Here is a 26,696-nt window from a genome sequence, read left to right as displayed (position 1 = left end):
GCGCTTCGTTTCAGCCGGTGAAATCCTTGAGGATGTGCTGCTGGCGCCTGCTTACCGGCATCGTTTCCGTCAACCCTTTCAGCAACACTACCCAGTGCGTTTCGCCATCTTCTTCCTGGCGGCGTTCGAAACCCTGCACCGCGTCGCGCAAAACCAGGCAGCTGCGGTGTATGCGCAGAAAACGCTCGGGGAATTCCTGTTCGATGCGGTTCAGCGAGTCTTCCAGCAGGTATTCGCGTGTTGCCGTGCGTAGCGTCAGGTATTTGAGTTCGGCGCGCAGGTAGATGACGTCCGGCACCGGCACCAGCAGAATGCGACCGCGTTCGTGGATGCTGAAGTGGGTACGTTGCGGCGCCAAACTGTGCAGCGCCTCGATTTGCGCCGGGCGCAGCACCTGTGCCTTGGCCAGCGCGGCGCGCAGGCGTTCCAGCCGGATCGGTTTGAGCAGGTAGTCGACCGCGTTGAGTTCAAAGGCTTGCAGCGCGTGCGTGTCGTACGCCGTGGTGAAAATGACGGCCGGCGGGTGAAACAGCTTTTGCGCATGTTCCGCAGCCTCGATGCCGTCCATGACCGGCATGCGGATGTCGAGCAGCAGCACGTCCGGCAGCAACTCCGCAGCGCACGACAGCACTTCCCGGCCGTTGCCTGCCTCGCCGGTCACCACCACGTTCGGAATTTCCGCCAGCAGCGCCTTCAGCCTGTTGCGGGCCGGGGTTTCATCATCCGCGATCAATACCTTGAGTGACGCGCTCATGATTTGCGGTAGGGGAAGATGATGTGGACTTGATAGCGGTCTTCCGAAACATTCGCGGTAAGACTGGCTTCATAATCGAAATGCAGGGCCATGCGCTCGCGGATGTTGATCAGCGCCATCTTGTTGCCGGCATGATGCGTGCCTTCCTTGCGATAGGGATTGGAAAGCACGGCGTGCACCTGGTCGCGCGCCAGGTAGATGTTGAGCATGATTTCTCCGCCTTCGCCCGCTGGTTCGACGCCATGATAAACGGCGTTTTCCAGCAAGGGCTGCAGCACCAGGGGGGGAATCAGCGCATCCGCCGGCATATGGTCGATATGCCAGGCGATGCGCAGCCGTTCGCCCAGCCGCAGCCTCTCCAGCTCGAGGTATTGCCGGCACAGCGCCAGTTCGGATTCCAGCGGCACCAGCTGGCGGTTGTCGGCCATCAGCACGCGGAACAGGTCGGCCATGTCTTCCAGCGCGGTTTCGGCGCGATGCGGGTCGCTGCGGATCAGCGACAGCACCGCGTTGATGCTGTTGAACAGGAAATGCGGGCGGATGCGCGCCTGCAACGCCTGCAGCCTGGCTTCGGTAAATGCCGGAGACAGTGCGCGGCTGCGCAGATTGAAGTAGACCAGCAGCACCCCGCTGGCGAGCAGGGTTAACAGCCACCAGCGATGCAGGCTGCCCATGCTTTCCTCGCCGAAAGGATAGGCGATGAATTTCCATACCAGCGAGGCGATGGCCAGTTCCAGCAACAGCACTCCCAGCACGCCCAGCCGGTAAGGCAGTCGCAGCAGCGGATCATTCAGCGCATAAAGCGCCAGCAGGCTGGCCAGCAGCACCGGCTGCATCAATGCCGACACGGACAGCAGTTCCCGCCAGGCGCCGGCCGGCGTTTCGCTGCGCAGGACAGCCGCCGCCGCGCCCATCAGGTTGGCGATGACCAGCACGCGCAAACTGAAGCCCAGATTGCGAAAATTGGGAAGCACCACTTGCGGGGGTAGAGGCGAAATCGGCCGGGGGTTTTGCTTTATACTAGCCATGGTTTTCATTGTTATAGATGACGGGCTGGCATGCAAGATAAAAACAAGGGGTGGTCGGGGCGGTTTTCCGAGCCGGTGGATGCGCTGGTCAAGCGTTATACGGCTTCGGTGACGTTCGACAAGCGCCTGGCGGAGTTCGATATTCAGGGCTCGCTGGCGCATGCCGCGATGCTGGCCGCCCAAGGCATCATCGGCCAGGATGACTTGGCCGCGATCGAGCGCGGCATGGCGGAGATCCGCGACGAGATCCGCAGCGGCAGCTTCGAATGGCTGCTCGACCTCGAAGACGTCCACCTCAATATCGAAAAACGGCTGACCGACAAGGTCGGCGATGCCGGCAAGCGCCTGCACACCGCGCGCTCGCGCAACGACCAGGTGGCAACCGACGTGCGGCTGTGGCTGCGCGCCAAGGTGGACGAAATCTTAAGCCTGATCCGCGCCTTGCAGCTTTCCATTCTCGATCTTGCCGAAGCCCATGCCGATACCGTGATGCCGGGCTTCACGCATTTGCAGGTCGCGCAGCCGGTGACGTTCGGCCATCATCTGATGGCGTATTTCGAAATGCTCAAGCGCGACGCCGGGCGCTTTGCCGACGCTCGCCGCCGCATCAACCGATTGCCTTTGGGCGCGGCGGCGCTGGCCGGCAGCGGCTACCCGGTGGACCGGGAAATGGTGGCGCATAGCCTGGGCTTCGACGGCGTGTGCGAAAATTCCCTCGATGCGGTTTCCGACCGTGACTTCGCGATCGAATTCACCGCTGCGGCCGCGCTGGTGATGACGCATTTGTCGCGTTTTTCCGAGGAGCTAATCCTGTGGTCCAGCCCGCGCTTCGGCTTTGTCGACATTGCCGATCGCTACTGCACCGGCTCCTCTATCATGCCGCAGAAGAAAAACCCGGACGTGCCGGAGCTGGTGCGCGGCAAGACCGGCCGCGTCAATGGCCATCTGGTCGCATTGCTGACCTTGATGAAAGGCCAGCCGCTGGCTTACAACAAGGACAACCAGGAAGACAAGGAGCCGCTGTTCGACACGGCGGATACCCTGACCGATACCCTGGCCATTTATGCCGACATGCTGCGCGGCGTCAAGGTGGACAAGGAGGCGATGCGCCGCGCGGTGCTGGAAGGTTTTGCCACCGCGACGGACCTGGCCGACTACCTGGTGAAAAAAGGCCTGCCGTTCCGCGATGCGCACGAGGCCGTCGCGCGCGCGGTGCGCCATGCGGAATCCAAAGATTGCGATCTGGCCGATCTGCCGCTGGAAGAGCTGAAGCAGTTCTCGGCGCTGGCGGATGAAGACGTCTATGCCGTGCTGACGCCGGAAGGCTCGCTCGCCAGCCGCCGGCATCTCGGTGGCACTGCGCCGGAACGGGTGCGGCAGGCCATCGCGAAGGCGCGAACAGAGCTGGGCTGACGCAATTGCGCGCCGCGGCGGTTTTGCTCATGGTGCTGGCGGCGCTGATATTCCCGGCCATACTCGGCGGTGCGGACGAAATCGGCGAGCATCCGCCGGCCGTGTTGCTGGAATGGCCGATGCTGCCGGGCGAGTCGCTCGCCCGGCTGGCCAGCTTGATCTATCCGCACGACCGCGCGATGCAGCGGCATTTCATTGCCGCCGCCGTGCGCGAGAATTCTTCCGTCTTCCCCATGCACGGCGTCCGCCAGCCGTTCGAGCGGGAAACCCCGATCCGGCTGCCGGATCTCAGGCAGCTTTCGCGGCTGGCTGCGCCTGCCAAAACCTCGCGCAACATAGTGCGGCCGACGCCGGCGATGCGGCCCGCGGCGGCGGGCGCCGCGTTGTCCAGGCTGCGCATGAGCGTTGCGCTGGAAGCTGCAAAAACTGAAACATCGGTCTTACCCGTAGCAGGCCAGCCGAGACTGGGAGAGGGGCGGCGCGCACAGTCCGCGCTCAGCCCGAGTCCCGCGCAACTGCAGGAATTGATCGCGCGCAATCTGGATTTGCAGGCTGCACAGTCGGCCCTAGACGGGCGGTTGGCTGCGTTGGAAACGGATATCCGGCAACTGGGGGAGGCGCTGATGCGGCCCGCGGCCGCATCAGCGCTACCTGCGGCATCGCCAACGCCTATCCCGGCTCGGCACGATAATCCGCTGCCGATGGCGCCTGCGCATCTGCTGACGTTAGCGGCGGGAGCGCTGGCGGCCGGTTGGCTGCTGTGGCTGCGCCGCCGGAAAAGCCTGCGGGTGCTGCAGGCGGTCGACGCTTTGACGCCATTGTCGTCGCCGACGGCGGAGGCGGGGTCGGCCAGCGCAACCGGGTGGTCTTCACGCCAGCCAGCGGATAATGCCGTGGACGAAAACTCGATCTCGGTGGACGAGATTACTTCGATCGTCGAGGAAGCCAAGATCTTCGTCGCGCTGGGGCGCGACGAGCATGCCGCCGGCATCCTGCAAGACTATATCGCTACCTATCCGCGCGCTTCGGTGAACCCCTGGCTGTATCTGATGGATATTTTGCGCGCCGCTAACCGCAAAGAGGAGTTCAGCGCGCTGGCCCAGCGCTTCCACCAGACTTTCAATCTCATCGCCCCGCAATGGGAAGCCGCTGCGCCGGCGATGATGGTGGTGGCGCGCAGCCTGGAAGAGTTCCCGCACATCCTGGCGCGGCTGACTGCAGGCTGGGGTGCGGCGGAGGCCCAGGCTTTCCTCGTACATTTGCTGCAGGACAACCGCGGCGGGGAACGCACCGGATTCGGCAAAGACGTGCTGGAGGAAATCCTGCTGTTGCAGGGAGTCCTCGAGTTACGCGACCAGTTGCCGCTGCTGCGGCCGTTCTAGGGCGTGTTCACACTAGTCGGGAGTCGGGAAGAAACAGCTGCAGCAGTTCGTTGAGGAAACGCTGCCCGTGTGCGGTAGGCGCGATATGCAAATGGTCGCGCTCGATCAGCCCCTTGTTCGCGGCTTCCACCAGCGCCGCATCGACGTTGCTGATCGGCAGTCCGGTGCGTTCCTGGAATAGCGTCACCGGGAAGCCTCCGGTCAGGCGCAGCGCATTCATCATGAACTCGAACTCCAGGTCGTGCCGTGTCAGCGTGCGCTCGCTGTCGATGTGCCCGGCGTTCTCCACCCCTTTGAGATAAGCGGCAGGATGCTTGAGTCGCGCCTGGCGCAGGATGCGGTCGGCAAAACTGAGTTTGCTGTGCGCCCCGGCGCCTATGCCCAGATAATCGCCGAACTGCCAGTAGTTGAGGTTGTGGCGGCATTGCTTGCCGACGGCTGCAAACGCCGAGGTTTCGTAATGCCCATAGCCGGCGCTGTCCAGCTCCGCCTCGATGGCCTCCTGCATCGCCGCGCTGGCATCGTCGTCCGGCAGGGGCGGCGGGCGGTGGTGAAACGCGGTGTTGGGCTCGATGGTGAGGTGGTAGGCGGAAATGTGCTGCGGTGCGTAGCTTATCGCGGTGCGGAGATCGGCCAGCGCCTGCTCCAGGCTTTGCTGCGGCAGCGCGTACATCAGGTCGAGATTGACGTTGTCGAAGGTGGCGAGCGCCATTTCCACCGCGCGCTTAGCCTCGGCGGCGGCGTGGATGCGTCCCAGCGCCTGCAGGTGTGCGTCGTTGAAGCTTTGGATGCCAAGCGACAGGCGGTTCACGCCGGCAGCGCGGAAAGCCTTGAACTTGCCGGCTTCCGCCGTGCCCGGATTGGCCTCCAGCGTGATTTCGGCGCCGTAAGCCAGCGGCAGCAAGGCGCGCACGCGGCACAGGATATCGTCGAGAACGGTCTCCGATAACAAGCTGGGCGTGCCGCCGCCGAAAAAGATGGTCTGCACGCGGCGCCCCCACACCAGCGGCAGCGCCTGTTCCAGATCGCGGATCAGCGCGTCGGCGTAGGCCTGCTGCGGCATTTCGCCGCGCGCCTCGTGCGAGTTGAAATCGCAGTAAGGGCATTTGCGCACGCACCACGGGATGTGGACGTAAAGCGACAGCGGCGGCAGGCTGGAGAGATGGATCACAGCGGCGACTGCCTGAGTTTTTCCAGCAGCGCCGCGAGTGCGCGGCCGCGGTGGCTGACGCGGTTTTTCAGTTCCGGCGGCAATTCCGCGCCGGTCTTGCCGAGCCTGAAGTCGAGAAACAGCGGATCATAGCCGAAGCCGCCCTCGCCGCGCGGCGAGCGCAGAATCTCGCCATGCCAACTGCCTTCGGCGATCAATGGCTGCGGATCGTTGGCATGGCGCACCAGCACCAGCACGCAATGGTAATGCGCGCGACGGTCGGCCTGGGCTTGCATCTCGGCCAGCAGTTTTTCGTTGTTGCGGGCGTCCGAGCGCGGCTCGCCGGCATAGTGCGCCGAGATCACGCCCGGCGCGCCGCCCAGCGCCGTCACACAGATGCCGGAGTCGTCCGCCAGCGCCGGCAGGCCGGTCAGGCGGCTGGCATGGCGCGCCTTGGCCAGTGCGTTTTCGATGAAAGTGAGATGCGGCTCTTCGGCTTCCGGCACGCCGAATGCCGATTGCGGCAGCACCTCGATATCCAGCACTTGCAGCAACAGCCCGATTTCGCGCAGCTTGCCGGCGTTGCCGCTGGCGATAACCAGCCTGGTCATAGAGGCAGGCCCAAGGCGCCTTTCTGCTGTGCGACCAGTTGGCGGATGCCGTGCTCGGCCAAATTCAGCATGGCTTCCATTTGGGTACGGCTGAACGGCTCGCCTTCCGCCGTACCCTGGATTTCGACGAAGCCGCCGCTGCCGGTCATCACCACGTTCATGTCGGTGTCGCAAGCGGAGTCTTCCGGATAGTCCAGGTCCAGCACCGCGACGCCCTGATGCACGCCGACCGAAACCGCGGCGATGAAATCGCGGATCGGGTTGACGGCGATGAGCTGTTTTTGCAGCAGGAAAGCGACCGCATCGTGCAGCGCGACAAAGGCGCCGGTGATGCCGGCGGTGCGCGTGCCGCCGTCGGCCTGCAGCACGTCGCAATCGATCTGGATGGTGCGCTCGCCCAGCAGGCTTAAGTCCACCACCGCGCGCAGGCTGCGGCCGATCAGGCGCTGGATTTCCTGGGTGCGGCCGGATTGCTTGCCCGAAGCCGCTTCACGCTGGGTGCGGGTGTTGGTCGCGCGCGGCAGCATGCCGTATTCGGCGGTCAACCAGCCCTGGTTCTTGCCTTTCAAGAAACCGGGAACTTTTTCGTCTATGCTGGCAGTGCACAGCACGTGGGTGTCGCCGAACTTTATCAGCACCGAGCCTTCGGCATGGCGTGTGTAATGGCGGATGATTTCGATGTTGCGCAGTTGGTCTGGCGCACGCTGGCTGGGGCGCATAGGTTTCCTCAGGATTGTTTCGGGATTTTTTTGATGGCGGCCTGGATTTCGGCTATGGAATTTTCTATTTCTTCGTCCGACAGGTCGGGCACGTCGCCAACTTTGGCATTGGTGCCGCAGGAATCATCTTCGAGCGGCCCCATGATGGTCGTGGTCAGGTCCATCGGCATGGTGGCGGTGGAAATTTGCGGCGTGCCCGGCTGCTCGCCCCAGTTGACGGCGATCACGCTCATGTTGTCGCCGTTCTGGTCGGCGCGGGATTCCGCCAGGTCGAGCAGCGTCGGCACGGAGTCGGTGACTGCACCGCTGCTGAGCGCTGCGCCGATTTCGTTGCTGCTCAACAGCGACCATAAACCATCGGTGCACAGCATGACCACATCGCCGCTCCACAACGCGCGCCTGGCGGCCAAATCCACTTGCGGCGGGGTTTCTCCGCCCACGCAGTTGTAGACCTTGTTGCGCTCCGGGTGCGTATGCAGTTCGGCCTTGCTGATCAGGCCCTTGCGATAGAGCATGCGCACCTTGGAATGGTCTTCGGTGCGGAAGATAATTTTCCCGTCCCGGATATGGTACAGGCGTGAATCCCCGACATGCGCGCAATAAAGTTCGTCGTGCTGCATCACTGCGGCCACCAGCGTGGTGCGGGGGCAATCCGGCCAATCCTGGGCCAGTGCATGGCGTCCGATGGCGTCGTGGACCTGGATGATGTGGTCGCTCAGGAACTTGAGCGGATTGGCCAGGATGGGCATCGCCAGGTGCTGAAAAGCCTCGGTCAGCATCTTCACCGCGAAGCGTGCGGCGACTTCGCCATACAGGTGCCCGCCCATGCCGTCGGCGACCACTGCCAGGATCGCGTCCTTGCTGTAGCAGTAGGCGATGCGGTCCTGATTGTATTGGCGCGGCCCCTGGCGGCTGTTCTGGAAGATGGTGAATTTCATGCTTTCAGGCCGTTGATCCTGTCACAGATGGCGGACAGCAGCGATTTCTTCTTCGGTATCGCCGGGATTTCTTCGCGCAACGCTTTTTGCAGCGTGAACACGCTTTGCGGGCGTTTCAGGTAATCCAGTTGCAGGCACCAATCTATCGTCTGCAGCAAATGTTCGGAATAGATGCCCTGTCCCGCCTGGATGGCCGGTGCCAGCGCATCGTGCCTGACGCGCTGGTCCGCTGCCAGCGGCGGTATGCGCGTCAGGCAGGCATACATCGAAGCGCCTATGCTGTAGACGTCGCTCCACGGCCCCAGCTTTTCGCGCTCGAGATACTGCTCCGGCGCGGCGAAGCCGGGTGTATAGGTCGGCGCCAGCTTGACCTGCGCTTCCGTCAGCGTCTGCCGCGCCGAGCCGAAATCCAGCAGCACCGGCGAACCGTCGAGCCGAATGTAGATGTTGGCCGGTTTGATGTCCAGGTGCAGCAATTTATGGGTGTGAACCTCGCGCAAGCCGGTCAGCAACTCTCCGAATACACGTCTGACAAAATTCTCGGGCACCGGCTGCGCCTGCAGTTGAATATGTTCCTGCAGCGAACGGCCCCGCTCGTACTGCATCACCATGTATACCGTCTCGTTGGCGCGGAAAAAATTCACTACCCGCACGATGTTGTGGTGGTCGATCTTGGCCAGGGCGCGGCCTTCTTCGAAAAAACTTTTCAGGCCGTGACGGAAGCTTGCCAGCGCCTCATCGGACGCGGCCACGACGCAATCGCCGTCGTCGCGCAACGCGAGCGAACTGGGCAGGTATTCCTTGATGGCCACGGTATTGCCCTCTTTATCGTGGGCCAGATAGACATAGCTGAAGCCGCCGCCGCTCAATACCTTGTCGATCTGGTATTCCAGCAGCTGGTAGCCAACGGGTAGCGAATGATTGGGTTGCGCGGGCATGTTTTATCAGTGAGAGAGCGCGGGCTATTTTGTCATGAAATGGCGCTCATTTGATAAGATGGAAAAATTTAGGAGACGAATGGCATGATTTCCAGCATGACCGGGTTCGCTGCCGCCCAGCGCGATAGCGCCTCCGGCACCCTTGTGATAGAGCTGCGCTCGGTCAATCACCGCTATCTGGAGCTGCATATGCGGTTGGACGACCCGTTGCGCGCGTTCGAGCCGCAGCTGCGCGATGCCATTTCCGCCCGGGTGCAGCGCGGCAAGGTGGAATGCCGCGTCAGCCTCACGGCGCCATCGGGAGAATCGGCCCGGGCGGAGCTCAATGTGGCGGTGCTGGAACAGCTGGCCAGGCTCTCCGCCTCGGTGCAGCATCGCTTCCCGCAAAGCCGGCCGCTTGCGGTCGCGGATATCCTGCACTGGCCCGGCGTGCTGGCGACGGACGGCGTTTCCGTCGATGCGCTGGCGGCCGAGCTTGCCGATGCGCTGGAGCAGGCGCTGGCAGATCTGGCGGCGTCGCGCGCCCGGGAAGGCGAAAAGCTGGCCGCCGTCATCCTCGATCGCGTGGCGCAGATGGAAGTGCTGGTAGCCAAAACCAGGCCATTGCTGCCCGCGCTGCTGCAGGCTTACCAGGAGAAGCTCGCCAGCCGCATCCGCGAGGCGCTGCAAGCCGCGGACGAATCGCGCATCCACCAGGAACTCGCGCTGTATGCCCAGAAAATCGACGTCGATGAAGAGCTGGAGCGTCTGACCGCGCATTTGCAGGAGGCGCGGCGTGTGCTGCGTGCCGGCGGCGCCGTCGGCAAACGGCTGGATTTCCTGATGCAGGAACTCAACCGCGAGGCCAATACGCTGGGCTCCAAGTCGGTGTCAAGCGAAACTTCGCAGGCGTCGATGGAGCTCAAGGTGCTGATCGAGCAGATGCGCGAGCAGGTCCAGAACATTGAGTAATTTTTAGATCGATATGAAAACTTTCGGCAATCTTTTTATCGTGACCGCGCCTTCCGGGGCCGGCAAAACCAGTCTGGTGCGCGCACTGCTGGCGCAGGACCCGCACGTCAGGCTGTCTATCTCTTACACCACCCGCGTTCCAAGGCCGGGCGAACGGGACGGCGTCGATTATCGCTTCGTCGGCGAGCCGCAGTTCATGCAGATGCTGGAATCCGGCGAATTCCTGGAAAGCGCGGAAGTGCACGGCGCGCGCTATGGCACTTCGCAGCGCTGGGTGCAGGAGGTGCTGCAAGAGGGCGAAGACCTGCTGCTGGAAATCGACTGGCAGGGCGCAGCCCAAGTGCGCGGCCTGTTCCCGTACGCGGTAAGCGTGTTCATCCTGCCGCCGTCGCAGGACGAGTTGCGCGAGCGGCTGCACAAGCGCGGCCAGGATTCCGCCGAGGTCATCGCGCGCCGCCTGGGCAATGCCCGCGAAGAGATCAGCCATGTGAGCGAATTCGACTATGTTATAATCAACGATCGTTTCGATGAGGCGTTGCAGGATTTGCAGGCCATTATTCGATCGCGGCGGCTGAAGACCGAGAAGCAGCTGCGGCGGCATGCCGAAATGGTCAACCGCTTCAAGTAAACACACTCCAACTCTGGGATAAAATTATGGCACGCATTACCGTAGACGACTGTCTGGAGAAAATCCCCAACCGCTTCCATTTGACCCTGGCTGCCGCTTACCGCGCACGCCAGATCGCCAACGGCTCGGAAGCGCTGGTGAGCTTTGTCGAGAAAGACAAGCCGACCGTAATCGCGCTGCGCGAAATCGCCGCCGGCAAGGTCGGTCTGGAAATTCTCAATCGGGGCCAGGCTTAACCGCCCATGCTCTTTAAAGTGAAATGGCGCGCGGATCAGCCCAACGCAAACCTGATACCGTAAACCCGGATACTCCTCCCTTGTTGCCGGCAGACAGCGAAAATTCGCTGCTGTCGCTGCGACTCAAGCCCTACCTCAAGCAGGAAGACATCGACCAGGTGATGGCGGCCTACCGCTTCAGCGCTGCCGCCCACGAAGGCCAGTTGCGCAAAAGCGGCGAGCCCTACATTTCGCACCCGGTCACCGTTGCCTCCATCCTCGCCGAACTGCACCTGGACGCGCAGGCGCTGATGGCGGCTTTGCTGCACGACGTGATGGAGGACACCGCCATCACCAAGCAGCAGATCGCCGAGCAGTTCGGCAAAACCGTGGCGGAACTGGTGGATGGCGTATCCAAGCTGGACAAGATCGAATTCCAGACCGCTACCCACGCGCAGGCGGAAAATTTCCGCAAAATGCTGCTGGCGATGTCGCAGGACGTGCGCGTGATCCTGATCAAGCTGGCCGACCGCCTGCACAACATGCGTACGATGGACGTGATGGCGCCCGAGAAGCGCCGCCGCATCGCGCGCGAGACGCTGGACATCTACGCGCCGATTGCCAACCGGCTGGGCCTCAACAGCGTCTACCAGGAGCTGGAAGACCTGAGCTTTCGCCACTGCTACCCGATGCGCCACCGCGTGATCCTGCAATCGGTGATGGCGGCGCGCGGCAACCGCAAGGAGGTGGTGAGCAAGATCCTAAGCGAAATCCGCCAGCGCCTGGTGGACATGGGTGTCGAGGCTGAGGTCAACGGGCGCGAGAAGCATCTCTACAGCATTTATCGAAAAATGCTGGAAAAAACCCACAGCTTTTCGCAGGTGTTCGATATCTACGGGTTCCGCGTCATTGTCAAGGATACGCCCACCTGCTACCTGGCGCTGGGCGCGCTGCACGGCTTATATAAGCCCATTCCCGGCAAGTTCAAGGACTACATCGCAATCCCCAAGGTCAACGGCTACCAGTCTTTGCATACCACGCTGTTCGGCCCGTTCGGTACGCCCATCGAGATCCAGATCCGCAGCCGCGAGATGCACAATATTGCCGATGCCGGCGTGGCCGCTCATTGGCTGTACAAGAGCAGCGACGCCGAGCTCTCGGCATTGCAGCAACAGACCCACCAATGGTTGCAGCGCCTCTTGGAAATCCAGAACGAGAGCAGCGATGCGGTGGAGTTTCTGGAGCATTTCAAGGTCGACCTGTTCCCGGACGAGGTCTATGTGTTCACGCCCAAGGGCAAGATCCTGTCGCTGCCCAAGGGCGCCACGGCGGTGGATTTTGCCTACGCGGTGCATACCGATATCGGCAACCGCTGCGTCGCGGTCAAGATCAACCAGGAACTGGCGCCGCTACGCTCCGAGCTGCGTAACGGTGACCACGTCGAAATCATCACTGCGGCGCACGCCAAGCCCAACCCGGTGTGGCTGAATTACGTGGCCACCGGCAAGGCGCGTTCGCACATTCGCCATTTCCTCAAAACCATGCAGTCCGAAGAATCGGCGCTGCTGGGCGAGCGCATGCTGAATCAGGCGTTGCAGGCGTTGCACGCCAAGCCTCAAGACATCGACGAGGCGCGCTGGGAAAAGCTGATGCGTGACTACGGCATGAAAAGCAGGCAGGAGATTCTCACGGATATCGGTTTGGGCAAGCGGCTGAACGTGATGGTCGCGAAGCAGCTACTGTCAGACGCTTCCGCGGTCAAGGACGGCCGCCCGCTCGGCAGCATCACGATACGCGGCACCGAAGGCATGGCGGTGCAGTTCGCCAAGTGCTGCCGGCCGATTCCGGGCGACCCCATTCTCGGCTTCATCAACAAGGGCAAGGGGCTGGTCATCCATACCCACGATTGCCCGTCGATCGCCAAATTCCGCCACGATCCGGAAAAATGGCTGGACGTGGAATGGGACCCGGAAACGCGGCGCCTGTTCAACGTCAACCTGCGTCTGGCGGTGGCCAACCAGCGCGGCGTACTGGCCAAGGTGGCCGCCGCGATCGCCGATGCCGGCTCCAACATCGACAATGTCGGCATGGAGGAAGGCGACGAAAGCGCCTACATCAACATGCACTTCACGGTGCAGGTGGAAAACCGCGTGCACCTCGCGCATCTGATGAAGCGCTTGCGCACGATTCCGGAAGTGGTGCGCATTACCCGCATCAAGGGCGCCAGCAGCGACCAGAACAAATCAACAAGGGAGCATCAATGAGCAAGCAGATCATCAGCACCGACCAGGCACCTCAGGCTATCGGGACCTATTCGCAGGCGGTGCGCGCCGGCGTCACCGTCTATCTTTCCGGGCAGATTGGCCTCGACCCTGCCAGCATGCAGCTGGTTGAAGGTATCGAGGCGCAGGTGCACCGCGTATTCGGCAATCTCAAGGCCGTGGCCGAGGCCGCCGGCGGTTCGCTGGCGGATGTGGCCAAGCTCAACATTTTTCTCACCGACCTGGGCAATTTCGCGCTGGTCAACACCGTCATGGCTGAATACTTCAGTCAGCCCTATCCGGCCCGGGCTGCGGTGGGTGTGGCTTCCTTGCCGCGCGGCGCGCTGGTGGAGGCTGATGGCGTCATGGTGTTGCAAGCTTGAGATTGACCACGGGGAAGCCCGCCAGCAGCACTCCGCTCTCCTCGTGGCGCCTACGGTAAGAATTTTTGGGTGATCTGGCTGATCTGAAGGGCGCGACCAAGCCCGTTCTGTCCCGGCTTAAAAAGCTGGGCATTCACACCCCGTTCGATCTGCTGCTGCACCTGCCGCTGCGCTATGTGGACGAAACGCGTATCACGGCGATCCGCGATCTGCGGCTGGGTGAATTGGCGCAGGTGGAAGGCGCAATCGTTCACGCCGAGGCCCAATACCGGCCGCGCAAGGCTTTGGTCGTTCAACTGGAAGACGCCGGCGGCCTGCTGCATCTGCGCTTCCTCAATTTCTATCCCAGCCAGCTTGCGCAGTTCCAGCCCGGCGTGCGCCTGCGCGCATTCGGCGAGGCGCGGCAGGGATTTTTCGGCATGGAGATGGTGCACCCGCAATGCCGTAAGGTGCGCGACGACGAGCCGCTGCAGCAGGCGCTGACGCCGGTCTACCCAACTACCGCGGGGTTCTCGCAGGCGGTTCTGCGCAAACTCGTGCAGCAGGTGCTGGATGAGGCGGCGCAGGACGATACCCTGCCGCAAGCCATACTCGACCATCTGCAACTGCCGGGTTTCGCGCAGGCGACACGCCTATTGCATCAGCCTTCGCCCGAAATCTCACTTGTGGCACTCGAAAACCGCGATTATCCCGCCTGGCGGCGTCTCGCTTTCGACGAACTGCTGGCGCAGCAGCTTTCCATGCGCCGCCACTATGCCCGCCGCCACGGCCAGGATGCGCCGGCCCTGGTCGCGCACGGCAGCCTCACGCAGCGCCTGCTGCAAACCCTGCCGTTCGCGCTCACCGGTGCGCAGCAGAAAGTCGTCGCCGAAATAAGCCGCGATCTCGCCCGGCCGCACCCGATGCAGCGTTTGCTGCAAGGCGATGTCGGCAGCGGCAAGACCGTCGTGGCCGCGCTGGCCGCGTTGCAGGCTATCGAAAATGGCCGGCAGGCAGCGCTGATGGCACCGACCGAAATTCTCGCCGAGCAGCATTACCGGAAGCTCGCCGCCTGGCTGGAGCCGTTGGGCGTCAGCGTGGTCTGGCTGTCCGGCAGCCAGACCAAATCGGAACGCGCCCTGGCGCTGCAGGCCTGTGCCGAAGGTAGCGCGCAATTGGCGGTCGGTACGCACGCGCTGTTTCAGGACAAGGCCGAATTCGCCAGGCTGGCGCTGGCGATCGTCGACGAGCAGCACCGCTTCGGCGTGCATCAGCGCCTGGCGTTGCGACACAAGGGCGTCCAGCCGCACCAGTTGATGATGAGCGCCACGCCCATCCCGCGCACGCTGTCGATGAGCTATTACGCCGACCTCGACGTGTCGGTGATCGACGAACTGCCGCCCGGCCGCACTCCGGTCGCCACCAAGCTGGTGGCCGATACTCGCCGCGACCAAGTTATCGAAGGCGTGCGCCGCGCCTGCCGGGAAGGACGGCAGGCATACTGGGTGTGCCCGCTGATTGAAGAGTCGGAGGCGCTGGAACTGCAAACGGCGCTGGATACTCACGCCCTGCTGTCTGCGACTTTGCCGGAACTCAAGGTCGGGCTGGTGCACGGTCGCATGAAGCCAGTCGGGAAGCAGGCCGTGATGCAGGCTTTTTCCGGCGGCGATGTTCAACTGCTGGTCGCGACTACCGTGATCGAGGTCGGCGTCGACGTGCCTAACGCCAGCCTGATGGTGATCGAACACGCCGAGCGCTTCGGTCTTTCCCAGCTACATCAGCTGCGCGGCCGTGTCGGGCGCGGCGCGGCCCACAGTGCCTGCATCCTGCTGTACCAGCAGCCGCTGTCGCAAACCGCCCGCGCGCGGCTCAAGATCATCTACGAAAACACCGACGGCTTCGAAATCGCCCGCGCCGACCTGCATCTACGCGGCCCGGGCGAATTCCTGGGTGTGCGCCAGAGCGGCGTGCCCATGCTCAAGATCGCCGACCTGGAGCGCGATGCGGATCTGCTGGAGGCGGCGCGCGAGCATGCCGACCGCTTATTGCAAACGCAGCCCGACGTGGCCGAGCGGCACCTTCAGCGCTGGCTGGGACATGCCGAAGAGTATGTAAAGGTATAATCCCCGCCGTGAAAACCCGTTTGCAACGCAATATCGATCCCTACTGGCTTCCGCATCCGCCGTGCAGCGGAGCCTTCCGGCATTGGCTGGTCGAGGAAGGTTCGCTTACCCGGCGTTTGCAGGCATGCTGCAAGCATTTTACGGTACGCAACGTGCGCCAGTCGTGGGCCAGGCCTTTGCCTGACGAAGCCGCATTGCTGGGTTTGCGCCCCGGTACGGCGGCATGGGTGCGCGAGGTATGGTTGCATGATGGCGATGTGCCGCTGGTGTTCGCGCGCAGCATACTGCCCAGGAGCAGTATGCGCGGCGCATGGCGCAAGCTGGGGAGCCTGGGTAGCCGGCCGTTGGGTGAGGCGTTATTCGCGGATGCCCGGGTGATGCGCCGGCCGCTGGCCTACCGCAAGCTAAGACCGGGGCATCCTGTACTGAAAAATGTAGCGCGAAATAAAGCCCTGTGGGCGCGCCGTTCGGTATTCGTGCGCGCCGGGCATGCGATACTGGTAACAGAAGCCTTTCTGCCGGAGGTGCTGGCGTTATGACTCTGGATCAAATCAAGCGGCGTCTCGACCTCTATGAAAAGCTGATGCGGCTGGACAAGCCCATCGGCATTTTGCTGCTGCTGTGGCCGACGCTGTGGGCGTTATGGGTTGCCGGATACGGTCGTCCCGGCTGGATGCGGGTATGGATTTTCGTGCTCGGCACAGTGCTGATGCGATCCGCCGGCTGCGTGATCAATGATTATGCCGACCGCAATTTCGATCCGCACGTCGAGCGCACCAAACAGCGTCCGCTGGCCGCCGGGCTGGTAAGCGGAAAAGAGGCGCTGCTGTTGGCCGGCGGCTTGGCGCTGCCGGCTTTTATCCTGGTGCTGCAACTCAACCGGCTGACTGTTCTGCTTGCGGTTGCGGCACTGTTCTTCGCGGTCAGCTACCCGTTCACCAAGCGGTTCTTTTCGATCCCGCAGGCGTATCTGGGCATTGCATTCGGCTTCGGTATTCCGATGGCATTTGCCGCCCAACTGGGTCAGGTGCCGGCATTGGCATGGTGGATGCTGGCGGCCAATGTGTTCTGGACGATTGCCTACGACACCGAATATGCGATGGTGGACCGGGACGACGACATCCGCATCGGTATCCGCTCCTCGGCGTTGTTTTTCGGGCGATTCGAGGTGGCGGCGGTGATGGTCTGTTATGCGGCCATGCTCGCCATTCTGGCGTGGATAGGCATCAGCATGGGTTTGAAATGGCCCTATTACGGCGGGCTGACGGTTGCCGCAGCGCTCGCCGGTTATCATTACACGCTGATCCGCGACCGCGACCGCATGCGCTGCTTCCGGGCTTTTTTGCATAACAACTGGGTGGGCGCGGCGATTTTCCTCGGGCTGGTGCTGGGCCAGCACGTGAAATGATTTGACATAGCACCCGCGCTGACATAAAATTCGCGCCTTTCATTTTAAGCAACGCAAGGTTGAACCGATGAAGACCTTTTCCGCCAAATCGCATGAAGTACAGCGCGACTGGTTCGTGGTAGACGCCGCGGACATGGTGCTGGGCCGCTTGGCCAGCGAGATCGCGCGCCGTCTGCGTGGCAAGCACAAGACCATCTACACGCCGCACGTCGATACCGGCGATTACATCGTCGTGGTCAATGCCGACAAGATTCGCGTTACCGGCAACAAGGCCGAAGGCAAGGTGTATCACCGTCACTCCGGTTATCCCGGCGGTATCTACAGCACTACCTTCGCCAAGATGCAGGAGCGTTTCCCGGGCCGTGCCCTGGAAAAAGCCGTCAAGGGCATGCTGCCCAAGGGTCCGCTGGGCTACGCCATGTTCAAAAAGCTCAAGGTTTATGCAGGTGCCACGCACGAGCATGCCGCCCAGCAACCGAAACCTCTGGAAATCTAAGGAATTCGCATGATTGGCAAGTACAATTACGGAACCGGTCGCCGCAAGAGCTCTGTGGCACGCGTGTTCCTCAAGTCCGGCAAGGGCAACATCGTCGTCAACGACAAGCCGGTTGATCAATACTTCTCGCGTGAGACTTCGCGCATGGTGCTGCGTCAGCCGCTGGAGCTGACCGGCAATGCCGAAAGTTTCGACATCATGGTCAATGTGATCGGTGGTGGCGAGTCCGGTCAGGCCGGTGCGGTGCGTCACGGCATTACCCGCGCACTGATCGACTATGACGCTGCGTTGAAGAGTGCGCTGTCCAAGGCCGGTTTCGTGACGCGCGATGCGCGCGAAGTCGAACGGAAGAAGGTCGGTCTGCACAAAGCACGTCGTCGCAAACAATTCTCCAAGCGCTGATTGCGCCGGCAGAGTCGAAAAACCGCCCTTCCGGGCGGTTTTTTTTCGCCCGTACGAGTATCGGCGGTCTAGGGCGGTATTAATGGAAATCCTGCCCGAAGAAGATATAAAATCCCTAATGTTTCAGCTACCGGAGGTTCATCATGCGGCGGATCTACAAATCATTCCTGGCAGGCACAGTGTTTCTGGGCTTCGGCCTCACTGCAATCGCCGAAGAATCCTGGGCGGTCATTATGTGCAATCCTTCTCCGATGTGCATAGGGGATTGCCGTCCTCTGGCCTTGATACGGCCCCAGGCTGCGGCCATTCCGGCCGGGTGTGGCTTGATGGGGACTTACCCGAGCTATGATTTTGCCCGTCGCAACGCCGATTCGTTCAATGGCAAGGCGCCGGCGATCGGAGGGCTGGACGATTTTAATTATTACTTTATCGAAGGCGAGCGTTACCGTGTGCTTGGCGATAGGCTGAGTGCGCAGAAGCTTTATCAGAATGCGGCATCAAAAGCTTCCGTGATGGATGAAGCGCTGCTTGTCGGCGAGGCTCTGATCGCCGCCGGCGATACGCAAGGCGGTATTTCCGCCCTGATGCGTGCGCGCGATCTGTCCGGCCGCAAAGCACAGTATATGATGGTCGGGGACGCCTTCAAAAAGGCAGAGCGAATGGATCAGGCGCAGATTTGTTACGACCGGGCGCGAAACGCCACGCAGTAATGTTGTTTTTTTGCGAGGCAGTTGGGTCTCAATGCCGGTTGTCGTGTTGTGGAAAATTGGCAAGCCCTTTATTATCAATCGTTTTTTGCGTTAATGGGTTGATATGATCAAAATCGGTATTGTCGGCGGTACGGGATACACCGGCGTTGAATTGCTGCGCTTGCTGGCACAACATCCACATGCACGGCTGAATGTGATCACTTCGCGTGGCGAAGCGGGCCAGCGCGTAAGCGACATGTTCCCCAGCCTGCGTGGCCATGTGGATATGCCGTTCACCAATCCGGCTCAGGCCGACCTCAAAAGCTGCGACGTGGTATTTTTTGCTACGCCCAACGGCATTGCGATGCAACAGGCGCGCGAGCTGCTCGATGCCGGGGTGCGGGTTATCGATCTTGCCGCGGATTTTCGGATCAAGGATATAGCCGTATGGGAGAAATGGTACGGCATGACGCATGCCAGTCCGGAGCTGGTGGCCGAAGCGGTTTACGGCTTGCCTGAGATCAATCGTGCACAGATCAAATCGGCACGGCTGGTCGCCAATCCCGGTTGTTATCCCACTGCGGTGCAATTGGGTTTCATGCCGCTGCTCGAGGCAGGCGTGGTTGACCGTCTGCGCCTCATTGCTGACGTCAAATCCGGTGTCAGCGGCGCTGGCCGCAAGGCGGAAATGCATATATTGCTGGCTGAGGCTGCCGACAATTTCAAGGCTTACGGCGCGTCGGGGCATAGGCATTTGCCCGAAGTCAGCCAGGGCTTGACAAGCATGTGCGGAAAACCGGTCGGCCTGACCTTCATGCCGCACCTGACACCGATGATTCGGGGGATACATGCGACGCTGTACGCTACCCTGAATGCCGAAGTCGATCTGCAGCAGCTATTTGAAGCCCGATATGCTGACGAGCCGTTTGTCGATGTATTGCCCAAGGGAGCGCATCCGGAAACCCGCTCGGTACGCGGAGCTAACACCTGTCGAGTGGCGGTGCACCGCCCGCAGGGTGGCGATACCGTGGTGGTGTTGTCGGTGATCGATAACCTGGTCAAGGGTGCTGCCGGCCAGGCGATACAGAATATGAATCTGATGTTTGGCTGTCCGGAAACTGCCGGACTGAAGCAGGTGCCGCTGCTGCCATGAGGCGTTTGGTACGCGCTTTCAAGCGGCACTTCGGCTCCGCCGCACCGCATGTTGCGGTGCGGGCGGAGCTTCCATGGTATTGGCGAGTGTTCTGGATGTTTTTTCTGGTGGCCGCCGGTTTTTCCATTGGCTATTGGCGCTATGCGAAAGGCAACGCCGCTGTCTTGCGTGACCAACTTGTCAAGCTGGAACAGGAGAACAAGACCTTGCGTACGCAAGCCATCCATGTGGAGCGGCAGCAGCAAGTCAATACGGTCGCGCAAGGCGATTTGGCCAAGGATCTTACTACCCTGCAGGAAGAGAATGTCCGGCTCAAGGCGGATGTGACATTCTATAAAAGTATTCTGGAGGAAAGCTCCGGGGTGGCCGTGGTTAAACTGCACAGCTTCAAGGTAACCCATGGTGACCAGCCAGGCGAGTATCAGTACCGGGTTCTGCTGATTCAATCCGGCAAGCATGACAAGAACGTTCAGGGCAATTTACAGCTTACCGTGATGGGAAGCCAAAATGGCAAGCCTGTAACACAAGTCGTGATGGGCGACAAGAATTCGCAACACAACGGTAAAGTCAATTTCAAGTATTATCAGCCTCTTGAAGGCAGTTTCATGGTGCCGGGGTGGATGACAGCACAAGATTTGCAGGCAAAATTTTTCCAGGGCGGTTCAACTGAACCTAAATTGACCCAAACGGTCTTATTGACCAATTGAAGGGCGCTGCATGTTTTCAAAAAATCGTCAGAAACCTCAAAATCGTATTGATACTTTGATTGGCGCAGAAACTGTAGTTGAAGGGGATGTGGATTTTGGCGGGGGCCTGCGGGTGGATGGCGCCATCAATGGCAATGTCAATGAAGCAGGCTCAAAACCGGGAACATTGGTACTGAGCGAGCATGGACGTATAGAAGGTTCGATCAATGTTTCGCATGCCGTGATAAACGGCATCGTGGTTGGTCCATTGCGGGCGAGCGAGTATGTGGAACTTCAAGCCAAATCACGGGTAACAGGGGATGTCTGTTACAAGACTTTGGAAATGCATGTCGGAGCCGTGGTGGAGGGTAAGCTCATTTATTTAAGCGAGCAGACATCCCGTCCGGAAAATGAAGATTGACCCATTGCCTGCGGCAGTGGATAATTTGATGAATCAGAAACTTAGGAGACGGCCATGAACGCGGTCAATGAAATACCCAGCCCCCTGCTTTTTACCGAAAACGCTGCCAACAAGGTGCGTGAGTTGATTGAAGAAGAAGGCACCCCTGATTTGAAGCTGCGGGTGTTCGTGTCCGGCGGTGGCTGTTCCGGTTTTCAGTATGGCTTCACTTTTGACGAAACGGTGAATGACGATGACACGCTGGTCGAGCGTGAAGGCGTTGTCCTGTTGATCGACCCGATGAGTCTGCAATATCTGACCGGTGCGGAAATCGACTATACCGAAGGTTTGCAAGGATCGCAGTTCGTTATCAGGAATCCGAATGCGACCACGACTTGCGGGTGCGGCTCTTCATTCTCAGCCTGAGCTGTCGGATTCATAAAACAAAAAGCCGTTGCGGATCGCAACGGCTTTTTGTTTTATTTGGGGCGCCTAGCGCTCTTCCGGCGGAACATAATCGCGTCGCGTCTGGCCGGTGTAGAGCTGGCGCGGACGGCCGATTTTGGCATCCGGATCGGTGCTCATTTCATTCCATTGGGCTACCCAGCCCGCAGTGCGCGCCAGAGCGAAAATCGCCGTGAACATATTGGTGGGAATGCCCATCGCGCGCAACACAATGCCTGAATAGAAATCCACGTTCGGGTAGAGTTTCTTGCTGATGAAGTACTCGTCTTCCAGCGCGATGCGCTCCAGTTCCAGGGCAACCTTGAACAACGGGTCATCCGTCAATCCCAGCTCGTTCAATACTTCATGGCAGGTGCGACGCATCATGCTCGCTCTGGGATCCATGTTCTTATACACGCGATGACCGAATCCCATCAGGCGGAACGGATTGCTCTTGTCCTTGGCTTTCTGGATGCACTTGCCGATATTGGCGCTGTCGCCGATCTCCTCAAGCATTTTCAGTACCGCTTCATTGGCACCGCCATGAGCCGGGCCCCACAACGAGGCAATGCCAGCTGCCATGCACGCGAACGGATTGGCGCCGCTGGAGCCGGTTAGGCGGACGGTCGAGGTGGAGGCGTTTTGCTCATGATCGGCATGCAGGATCAGAATGCGGTCAAGCGCGCGCGCCAGCACCGGATTGGGGGTGTAAGGCTCGCATGGAGTCGAGAACATCATATGCATGAAGTTCTCGCTGTAATTCAAACGGTTTTGCGGATATACGAATGGCTCGCCTACATTGTACTTGTAACACCACGCGGCAACCGTGGGAGTCTTGGCCAAGAGCCGGAAGGCTGCGATTTCACGTTGCCTGGGGTCGGAAATATCATCGTTCTCCGGATAAAATGCAGCCATTGCTCCCACTACCGAAACCATGACTGCCATCGGATGCGCATCGCGTCGAAAGCCGCGGAATACGGTACTCATCTGGTCGTGCAGCATGGTATGGCTATGGACGGTCTCGGAAAAGTCCCGGTGCTGTTCCATGGTCGGAAGCTCGCCTTTGAGCAATAGATGAGCCACTTCCAGGAAATTGGCATGTTCGGCAAGTTGTTCGATGGGATAGCCGCGATAGTAAAGCAGACCCTTGTCGCCATCGATGTAGGTAATGCTGGAACTGCAGCTGGCTGTAGACAGGAAGCCGGGGTCGTAGGTGAAGTAGCCGTGCTTGCCCAGCGTACGGATATCAATGACGTCCTCCCCCAGATTGCCGGAAAGCACCGGCAACTCGATGGGCTTGGTGCCATTGTTAAAGGTCAAAGTGGCTAGGGTAGGCTTTTTCATGATGATTATGCTTAAGTTACGTGCGACGTTGATGCGTTTCCAAGGGGGCTATACTAGGGGCGCAAACAATTTGTAGCAAGAGGATTTTATGCCGGATAAATCGCACCGAGGATGCGCAATCCGGCAGCACCGGTGGCTGCAGGCAGATTACCGGGTTTTCCTTCCAGGGTCTGCTTTGCCAGCCAGGCGAATGCCACGGCCTCCACCCAGTCCACCGGTATGGCGAGTGCGTCTGCGCGCGCTATCGGTATAGGAGAAAGCAAGGTTTGCAAGCGGCCATGGAGAACGCGATTGTGAGCGCCACCGCCGCATAAATAGACTTCGTCGGCACCGGCGCAATACCGCTGTATCGCATCGGCAATGCTGCGCGCGGATAACTCTGCCAGCGTTGCCTGCACATCCGTGGGGTCATCGACAGATGAAAGCTGCTGCTCCAACCAGAGCGAATTAAACATGTCGCGGCCGGTGCTTTTGGGCGGGTGTTGTTGAAAGAACGGATGCGCCAGCAACTTTTCAAGCAAATATGGATTCACTTTTCCGCCGGCCGCCCACTCGCCATTTTTATCATAAGCCCGTCCGGTATGCTGATGGCACCATGCATCCATCAACAGATTGCCGGGGCCGCAATCAAAACCGGTAACGCTGCCGTCAAGGGGCAGGTTGGTCAGATTGCTGATGCCGCCGATATTGACGATGACCCGGTGAATGGTCGGGTGGCCGAAAACGGCTTGATGGAATGCCGGCACCAATGGCGCGCCTTGGCCGCCAGCGGCGATGTCGCGGGTGCGGAAATCGGCAACGACGGCGGTATTCGTCAATTCGGCCAGCAATGCCGGATTGTTAAGCTGGAGCGTAAAGCCAAGATCCGGACGATGGCGTATGGTTTGACCATGGCAGCCTATGGCGCGGGTCTTGCCGTTGTCTCCATCCAGCAGGCTGTGAACGGCCTGTGCATATAGGCGCGCAAGCTGGTTGGACAAAATGAGGCTGCGTTCCAGCTCATTATCGTCCGGCTCGTGTAGAGCCAATATCGCCTGCTTCAGATCGTCGGGATAAGGCTGATAAAAAGTGCGGATGACCTTGCACTGGGGGCCATCGAACGCTGTCAGAACCGCATCGATACCATCCAGGCTCGTTCCTGACATGAGCCCGATATATTGTTGCATCAGGCTATTCCATCGATGCGAGATTGCTGTCGCGGAGGAGGTCGAGCTGGGCGATGAAGGGCCGGGCTTGTTGCTGGAAGTCGGCGAGCAATCCGCTCGATAGTGGAACGGAAGTGGGCAGCGCGACTTTCAACGGATCCCGGTGTTCGCCGCGGACGCGAAATTCATAATGCAAGTGCGGTCCTGTTGCCATGCCTGTCATTCCCACGAACCCAATGGCTTCACCCTGGGCGATTCTCTGACCTTTGTGCAATCCCGGCGCGAAGCGCGACAAATGGCCATAGACTGTACTGATGTTGCCCGCATGCTGCAGCATCACCACATTTCCATAGCCGCCCTGACCTCCTACAAAGCTGACCGTGGCATCCGCTACCGCTTTCACCAGAGTACCGGTGGGGGCGGCATAGTCGACTCCTTTATGTGCGCGCCAGGTATTCAGGATAGGATGGAATCGGGCCAACGTGAATCCCGAGCTGATTCTGGAGAATTCGAGCGGTGAGCGCAAAAAGGCCTTTTGCAGGCTCTTGCCTTCCCGAGTGTAATAATTCTCCCGGCCTTGCGGGTCCCGGTAAAGAATAGCGCTATAGGCCTTGCCTTGATTGATAAATTCGGTACTCAGCACGCGGCCGGTCTTGATAAGTTCGCCAGTGCTGAAGCGGGCTTCATAGGTGACGGTGAAGCGATCGCCCTTGCGCAGGTCCAGGTTGAAATCGATTTCCGAGGAGAATATGTTGGCAAGCTGGATGGCAATCTGGTCCGGAATGTTGGCATCGTCGGTAGCCGCGAACAGCGAGCTGCGAATTTCAGCTGACTTGACCAGGACGCGGTTTTCCAAAGCAAGCGGTAACTCCTGGGCCTGATAGCCATCGGCCGATTTTTTAACGACCAGGGCATGGTTGACGTCGATCTGAAACTGCAGCTCAAGCAGGACGCCATCCGGGGTTGTTTTTGTGAGTATGGTACGGCCCGGGCGCAGCTGCGAGGCAAGGGCGCTGGCTTCCGGAGCTTGATGCAGGAAAGCGATGGCCTCGGGGTTATGGATATTGATCCGTTCCAGAAGGCTGGCCAAAGTATCGTCGCGGCGAACCCGGTCGACTTGCCAAAGGGCATGGCCGTCTATCGTGGCATCCGTTGTAGATGCCAGCGGAGCGGGTAAAGCAATGGCCTCGGTGATTTCGGTGCTGGGCACATCGACAGGCAGTGTTTGGGGAGCAATAGCAAAAGCCGCGACTATTCCGAAAAGAGGAATGCTGGAAAACCCAAGCAACCAGTGCAGGCGTTGTTTGTGAGTTTTTGAGGCGTCGTTTTGAGATAGAATGGCTGTCTTTTTTTGCACTGGCTTACCTAATCATTAAAGGGGCGGATGCCAGCGCGCATGCTAACAGAAATTTTTTATTTGGTGTGAGTTCGCTATGCCTCAAGTCCATGAAGTGTTGGAAATTATAAAGCGCGGCAGCGATGAGCTGCTGGTCGAGCAGGAACTCATCGACAAGCTGAAATCCGGACGGCCGTTGCGCGTCAAGGCCGGTTTCGACCCGACCGCGCCCGACCTCCACCTTGGACATACTGTGTTGCTTAATAAGTTGCGGCAATTGCAGGAGCTGGGGCATCAGGTATTTTTCCTGATTGGCGATTTCACCGGCATGATCGGCGACCCTACCGGCAAGAGCGCTACCAGGCCGCCTCTTACCAAAGAGCAGGTGAAAGCGAACGCCAAATCTTATACGGAGCAGGTATTTAAAATCCTAAAGCCGGAGCAGACCGAAGTCGTATTCAATTCTTCGTGGATGGATAAGCTCGACGCTTCCGGCATGATCCGGCTGGCGGCAACGCATACCGTGGCGCGCATGCTGGAGCGCGACGATTTCAACAAGCGGTATCACAACAATCAGCCGATTGCCATTCATGAGTTCCTGTATCCGTTATTACAAGGCTACGACTCGGTCGAGTTGAAGGCCGACCTCGAGCTTGGCGGCACCGATCAGAAATTCAATCTGCTGATGGGGCGTGAATTGCAGAAACATTTCGGCCAGAGCCCGCAGTGCGTTTTGACGATGCCGTTGCTGGAGGGGCTGGATGGCGTTAACAAAATGTCCAAGTCGCTCGGCAACTATGTGGGTATCAATGAGCCGGCGCAGGAAATTTTCGGTAAATTGATGTCGGCCTCGGATGAGTTGATGTGGCGTTATATAGAGTTGCTGTCGTTTGAGCCGTTGGCAACGATCCGGCAATGGAGGGCGGAAGTGGAGGCTGGCCGCAATCCGCGTGATATCAAGGTTGGGTTCGCTCAAGAAATGGTCGCACGTTTCCATTCCCCGCAGGCGGCCAAGCAGGCGTTAGCCGATTTCGAGGCGCGGTTCCAGAAGGGTGCTATACCCGACGAGATGCCAGGCGTGTCTGTGCGGGCCGAGAAGGAAGGGCTGCCAATAGCCCAGGCGCTAAAGCTGGCAGGGTTGGTCGCCAGCACTTCTGAGGCATTGCGGATGATCGATCAGGGTGGTGTGAAGATCGACGGCGACCGAGTCGGCGATAAGGGTTTGATTTTGCTGGCTGGCGCGACGGTGGTGGCTCAGGTGGGCAAGCGCAAGTTCGCCAGAATCACGATTTCCTGTTGACAGGAAATCGCAAAACTTGCTATAGTTCCATCTCTCGGCGGCATCAAAGTCGGGGTCGGACGCGGGGTGGAGCAGTCTGGCAGCTCGTCGGGCTCATAACCCGAAGGTCGTAGGTTCAAATCCTACCCCCGCAACCAAAAATGGTCAGATTAAAAAACATTTGACCGGCCGCACAAGCTCTGTATAATGCGCGGCTCGCTGCTACGGCGGCAAAGCTCTTTAACAACCAGACAACCGACAGGTGTGGGTGTTTGTAGGCGGGAAGTCGACTGGTTCCGATCTTCGGATCGGGGCGTCGAAATCTCGAAATACAAGTGCTTACATCTAAAGAATGGAAATAGGTGCAAACCTAGATTCATTTGAAGTTTTAAGCCAAGCGATTGGATGCTCGTTTAACCGCGAGTATCAAAAGTAAATTAG

General features: G+C 59.9%; 28 protein-coding genes and 1 tRNA gene. 19 read left to right on the top strand and 10 right to left on the bottom strand.

Annotated elements, in window-relative coordinates; translation table 11 throughout:
• Positions 1-10: 10 nt before the first annotated feature.
• Both VGK14_RS02720 and VGK14_RS02715 read right to left on the bottom strand, forming a co-directional pair.
• Positions 11-754: a LytTR family DNA-binding domain-containing protein gene (locus tag VGK14_RS02720; RefSeq protein WP_331507393.1), complete on the bottom strand. Its 744-nt coding sequence runs from the start codon at positions 752-754 to the stop codon at positions 11-13.
• Entirely contained in the window at positions 751-1,782 is a 1,032-nt protein-coding gene (locus VGK14_RS02715) for a sensor histidine kinase (protein WP_331507392.1), read from the bottom strand. Before VGK14_RS02715 ends, VGK14_RS02720 begins: the two co-directional genes overlap by 4 nt.
• Before the next feature lie 30 nt (positions 1,783-1,812).
• Here VGK14_RS02715 and argH point away from each other — a divergent pair, with 30 nt between their 5' ends.
• Both argH and VGK14_RS02705 read left to right on the top strand, forming a co-directional pair.
• Positions 1,813-3,195, top strand: a complete 1,383-nt coding sequence (argH, locus tag VGK14_RS02710) for an argininosuccinate lyase (protein WP_331507391.1) — start codon at positions 1,813-1,815, stop codon at positions 3,193-3,195.
• A gap of 5 nt (positions 3,196-3,200) precedes the next feature.
• The gene (locus VGK14_RS02705) at positions 3,201-4,577 is read left to right on the top strand and encodes a hypothetical protein (RefSeq protein ID WP_331507390.1); all 1,377 of its coding nucleotides are present in this window, start codon (positions 3,201-3,203) and stop codon (positions 4,575-4,577) included.
• A 7-nt stretch (positions 4,578-4,584) separates the two neighbouring features.
• Here VGK14_RS02705 and hemW read toward each other — a convergent pair whose 3' ends face one another.
• The 5 genes from hemW to VGK14_RS02680 are packed head-to-tail and all read right to left on the bottom strand — an operon-like array spanning position 4,585 to position 8,933.
• Positions 4,585-5,748 (bottom strand): radical SAM family heme chaperone HemW, encoded by a 1,164-nt coding sequence (hemW, locus tag VGK14_RS02700; RefSeq protein ID WP_331507389.1) that lies wholly within the window; start codon positions 5,746-5,748, stop codon positions 4,585-4,587.
• The gene (rdgB, locus tag VGK14_RS02695; protein WP_331507388.1) at positions 5,745-6,338 is read right to left on the bottom strand and encodes an RdgB/HAM1 family non-canonical purine NTP pyrophosphatase; all 594 of its coding nucleotides are present in this window, start codon (positions 6,336-6,338) and stop codon (positions 5,745-5,747) included. Before rdgB ends, hemW begins: the two co-directional genes overlap by 4 nt.
• A complete protein-coding gene (rph, locus tag VGK14_RS02690) occupies positions 6,335-7,057 on the bottom strand; it encodes a ribonuclease PH (RefSeq protein WP_331507387.1) in 723 nt (240 codons plus the stop codon). The genes rdgB and rph overlap by 4 nt, the downstream gene beginning before the upstream one ends.
• An 8-nt stretch (positions 7,058-7,065) precedes the next feature.
• Positions 7,066-7,995, bottom strand: a complete 930-nt coding sequence (locus tag VGK14_RS02685; RefSeq protein WP_331507386.1) for a PP2C family protein-serine/threonine phosphatase — start codon at positions 7,993-7,995, stop codon at positions 7,066-7,068.
• Entirely contained in the window at positions 7,992-8,933 is a 942-nt protein-coding gene (locus VGK14_RS02680; RefSeq protein WP_331507385.1) for a serine/threonine-protein kinase, read from the bottom strand. The genes VGK14_RS02685 and VGK14_RS02680 overlap by 4 nt, the downstream gene beginning before the upstream one ends.
• 84 nt (positions 8,934-9,017) lie before the next feature.
• Between VGK14_RS02680 and VGK14_RS02675 the strand changes: the two genes are divergently transcribed.
• The 15 genes from VGK14_RS02675 (at position 9,018) to erpA (ending at position 21,133) form a co-directional block, all read left to right on the top strand.
• Positions 9,018-9,884 carry a YicC/YloC family endoribonuclease gene (locus tag VGK14_RS02675; protein ID WP_331507384.1) on the top strand — a complete coding sequence of 289 codons (867 nt, stop codon included), beginning with the start codon at positions 9,018-9,020 and terminating at the stop codon, positions 9,882-9,884.
• A 13-nt stretch (positions 9,885-9,897) separates the two neighbouring features.
• Positions 9,898-10,512: a guanylate kinase gene (gmk, locus tag VGK14_RS02670; protein ID WP_331507383.1), complete on the top strand. Its 615-nt coding sequence runs from the start codon at positions 9,898-9,900 to the stop codon at positions 10,510-10,512.
• 26 nt (positions 10,513-10,538) lie between these two features.
• Entirely contained in the window at positions 10,539-10,748 is a 210-nt protein-coding gene (gene rpoZ / locus VGK14_RS02665; RefSeq protein WP_331507382.1) for a DNA-directed RNA polymerase subunit omega, read from the top strand.
• A gap of 23 nt (positions 10,749-10,771) precedes the next feature.
• Complete coding sequence (locus VGK14_RS02660) at positions 10,772-12,991, top strand: bifunctional (p)ppGpp synthetase/guanosine-3',5'-bis(diphosphate) 3'-pyrophosphohydrolase (protein WP_331507381.1); 2,220 nt, start codon at positions 10,772-10,774, stop codon at positions 12,989-12,991.
• Complete coding sequence (locus tag VGK14_RS02655; protein WP_331507380.1) at positions 12,988-13,371, top strand: RidA family protein; 384 nt, start codon at positions 12,988-12,990, stop codon at positions 13,369-13,371. Before VGK14_RS02660 ends, VGK14_RS02655 begins: the two co-directional genes overlap by 4 nt.
• A gap of 65 nt (positions 13,372-13,436) precedes the next feature.
• The gene (gene recG, locus VGK14_RS02650; protein ID WP_331507379.1) at positions 13,437-15,473 is read left to right on the top strand and encodes an ATP-dependent DNA helicase RecG; all 2,037 of its coding nucleotides are present in this window, start codon (positions 13,437-13,439) and stop codon (positions 15,471-15,473) included.
• A gap of 8 nt (positions 15,474-15,481) precedes the next feature.
• Positions 15,482-16,012, top strand: a complete 531-nt coding sequence (locus VGK14_RS02645) for a chorismate--pyruvate lyase family protein (RefSeq protein WP_331507378.1) — start codon at positions 15,482-15,484, stop codon at positions 16,010-16,012.
• Positions 16,009-16,881 (top strand): 4-hydroxybenzoate octaprenyltransferase, encoded by an 873-nt coding sequence (gene ubiA, locus VGK14_RS02640; protein WP_331507377.1) that lies wholly within the window; start codon positions 16,009-16,011, stop codon positions 16,879-16,881. The genes VGK14_RS02645 and ubiA overlap by 4 nt, the downstream gene beginning before the upstream one ends.
• A gap of 67 nt (positions 16,882-16,948) precedes the next feature.
• Positions 16,949-17,377, top strand: coding sequence for a 50S ribosomal protein L13 (gene rplM, locus VGK14_RS02635; protein ID WP_331507376.1), 429 nt, complete (start codon positions 16,949-16,951; stop codon positions 17,375-17,377).
• 9 nt (positions 17,378-17,386) lie between these two features.
• Positions 17,387-17,779 (top strand): 30S ribosomal protein S9, encoded by a 393-nt coding sequence (gene rpsI / locus VGK14_RS02630; protein ID WP_331507375.1) that lies wholly within the window; start codon positions 17,387-17,389, stop codon positions 17,777-17,779.
• A gap of 143 nt (positions 17,780-17,922) precedes the next feature.
• Entirely contained in the window at positions 17,923-18,489 is a 567-nt protein-coding gene (locus tag VGK14_RS02625) for a hypothetical protein (RefSeq protein ID WP_331507374.1), read from the top strand.
• 103 nt (positions 18,490-18,592) lie between these two features.
• Entirely contained in the window at positions 18,593-19,621 is a 1,029-nt protein-coding gene (gene argC, locus VGK14_RS02620; protein ID WP_331507373.1) for an N-acetyl-gamma-glutamyl-phosphate reductase, read from the top strand.
• On the top strand, positions 19,618-20,328 hold the full coding sequence (locus VGK14_RS02615) for a DUF6776 family protein (protein ID WP_331507372.1): 711 nt from the start codon (positions 19,618-19,620) through the stop codon (positions 20,326-20,328). Before argC ends, VGK14_RS02615 begins: the two co-directional genes overlap by 4 nt.
• Positions 20,329-20,338: 10 nt before the next feature.
• The gene (locus VGK14_RS02610) at positions 20,339-20,728 is read left to right on the top strand and encodes a polymer-forming cytoskeletal protein (protein ID WP_331507371.1); all 390 of its coding nucleotides are present in this window, start codon (positions 20,339-20,341) and stop codon (positions 20,726-20,728) included.
• Positions 20,729-20,782: 54 nt separating this feature from the next.
• Positions 20,783-21,133, top strand: coding sequence for an iron-sulfur cluster insertion protein ErpA (gene erpA / locus VGK14_RS02605; protein WP_331507370.1), 351 nt, complete (start codon positions 20,783-20,785; stop codon positions 21,131-21,133).
• Between the two features lie 66 nt (positions 21,134-21,199).
• Here erpA and gltA read toward each other — a convergent pair whose 3' ends face one another.
• The 3 genes from gltA to VGK14_RS02590 form a co-directional block, all read right to left on the bottom strand.
• A complete protein-coding gene (gene gltA, locus VGK14_RS02600; protein ID WP_331507369.1) occupies positions 21,200-22,495 on the bottom strand; it encodes a citrate synthase in 1,296 nt (431 codons plus the stop codon).
• Positions 22,496-22,581: 86 nt separating this feature from the next.
• On the bottom strand, positions 22,582-23,661 hold the full coding sequence (locus VGK14_RS02595; RefSeq protein ID WP_331507368.1) for an anhydro-N-acetylmuramic acid kinase: 1,080 nt from the start codon (positions 23,659-23,661) through the stop codon (positions 22,582-22,584).
• Positions 23,662-23,665: 4 nt separating this feature from the next.
• On the bottom strand, positions 23,666-24,997 hold the full coding sequence (locus VGK14_RS02590) for a peptidoglycan DD-metalloendopeptidase family protein (RefSeq protein ID WP_331507367.1): 1,332 nt from the start codon (positions 24,995-24,997) through the stop codon (positions 23,666-23,668).
• A 76-nt stretch (positions 24,998-25,073) separates the two neighbouring features.
• On the opposite strand from VGK14_RS02590, the gene tyrS reads away from it, so the two are divergent.
• Positions 25,074-26,276, top strand: a complete 1,203-nt coding sequence (gene tyrS / locus VGK14_RS02585) for a tyrosine--tRNA ligase (RefSeq protein WP_331507366.1) — start codon at positions 25,074-25,076, stop codon at positions 26,274-26,276.
• Positions 26,277-26,336: 60 nt separating this feature from the next.
• A tRNA-Met gene (locus tag VGK14_RS02580) sits at positions 26,337-26,413 on the top strand.
• Positions 26,414-26,696 lie beyond the last annotated feature (283 nt).

It is taken from the genome of Novimethylophilus sp. (assembly GCF_036504375.1).
Taxonomy (GTDB): domain Bacteria; phylum Pseudomonadota; class Gammaproteobacteria; order Burkholderiales; family Methylophilaceae; genus Novimethylophilus.
Note: the sequence above shows the minus strand (reverse complement) of the source record. Positions and strands in the feature narration are given on the sequence as shown.

Excerpts from the sequence above, each read along its gene's own strand:
- argC (WP_331507373.1), top strand. The coding sequence starts at position 18,593 with ATGATCAAAATCGGTATTGTCGGCGGTACGGGATACACCGGCGTTGAA.
- VGK14_RS02595 (WP_331507368.1), bottom strand. The coding sequence starts at position 23,661 with ATGCAACAATATATCGGGCTCATGTCAGGAACGAGCCTGGATGGTATC.
- tyrS (WP_331507366.1), top strand. The coding sequence starts at position 25,074 with ATGCCTCAAGTCCATGAAGTGTTGGAAATTATAAAGCGCGGCAGCGAT.
- gltA (WP_331507369.1), bottom strand. The coding sequence starts at position 22,495 with ATGAAAAAGCCTACCCTAGCCACTTTGACCTTTAACAATGGCACCAAG.
- ubiA (WP_331507377.1), top strand. The coding sequence starts at position 16,009 with ATGACTCTGGATCAAATCAAGCGGCGTCTCGACCTCTATGAAAAGCTG.
- rpsI (WP_331507375.1), top strand. The coding sequence starts at position 17,387 with ATGATTGGCAAGTACAATTACGGAACCGGTCGCCGCAAGAGCTCTGTG.
- VGK14_RS02715 (WP_331507392.1), bottom strand. The coding sequence starts at position 1,782 with ATGGCTAGTATAAAGCAAAACCCCCGGCCGATTTCGCCTCTACCCCCG.
- VGK14_RS02655 (WP_331507380.1), top strand. The coding sequence starts at position 12,988 with ATGAGCAAGCAGATCATCAGCACCGACCAGGCACCTCAGGCTATCGGG.
- rplM (WP_331507376.1), top strand. The coding sequence starts at position 16,949 with ATGAAGACCTTTTCCGCCAAATCGCATGAAGTACAGCGCGACTGGTTC.
- VGK14_RS02720 (WP_331507393.1), bottom strand. The coding sequence starts at position 754 with ATGAGCGCGTCACTCAAGGTATTGATCGCGGATGATGAAACCCCGGCC.
- rdgB (WP_331507388.1), bottom strand. The coding sequence starts at position 6,338 with ATGACCAGGCTGGTTATCGCCAGCGGCAACGCCGGCAAGCTGCGCGAA.
- VGK14_RS02685 (WP_331507386.1), bottom strand. The coding sequence starts at position 7,995 with ATGAAATTCACCATCTTCCAGAACAGCCGCCAGGGGCCGCGCCAATAC.
- VGK14_RS02610 (WP_331507371.1), top strand. The coding sequence starts at position 20,339 with ATGTTTTCAAAAAATCGTCAGAAACCTCAAAATCGTATTGATACTTTG.
- gmk (WP_331507383.1), top strand. The coding sequence starts at position 9,898 with ATGAAAACTTTCGGCAATCTTTTTATCGTGACCGCGCCTTCCGGGGCC.
- VGK14_RS02615 (WP_331507372.1), top strand. The coding sequence starts at position 19,618 with ATGAGGCGTTTGGTACGCGCTTTCAAGCGGCACTTCGGCTCCGCCGCA.
- erpA (WP_331507370.1), top strand. The coding sequence starts at position 20,783 with ATGAACGCGGTCAATGAAATACCCAGCCCCCTGCTTTTTACCGAAAAC.
- rph (WP_331507387.1), bottom strand. The coding sequence starts at position 7,057 with ATGCGCCCCAGCCAGCGTGCGCCAGACCAACTGCGCAACATCGAAATC.
- VGK14_RS02625 (WP_331507374.1), top strand. The coding sequence starts at position 17,923 with ATGCGGCGGATCTACAAATCATTCCTGGCAGGCACAGTGTTTCTGGGC.
- VGK14_RS02660 (WP_331507381.1), top strand. The coding sequence starts at position 10,772 with ATGGCGCGCGGATCAGCCCAACGCAAACCTGATACCGTAAACCCGGAT.
- VGK14_RS02680 (WP_331507385.1), bottom strand. The coding sequence starts at position 8,933 with ATGCCCGCGCAACCCAATCATTCGCTACCCGTTGGCTACCAGCTGCTG.
- VGK14_RS02675 (WP_331507384.1), top strand. The coding sequence starts at position 9,018 with ATGATTTCCAGCATGACCGGGTTCGCTGCCGCCCAGCGCGATAGCGCC.
- rpoZ (WP_331507382.1), top strand. The coding sequence starts at position 10,539 with ATGGCACGCATTACCGTAGACGACTGTCTGGAGAAAATCCCCAACCGC.
- argH (WP_331507391.1), top strand. The coding sequence starts at position 1,813 with ATGCAAGATAAAAACAAGGGGTGGTCGGGGCGGTTTTCCGAGCCGGTG.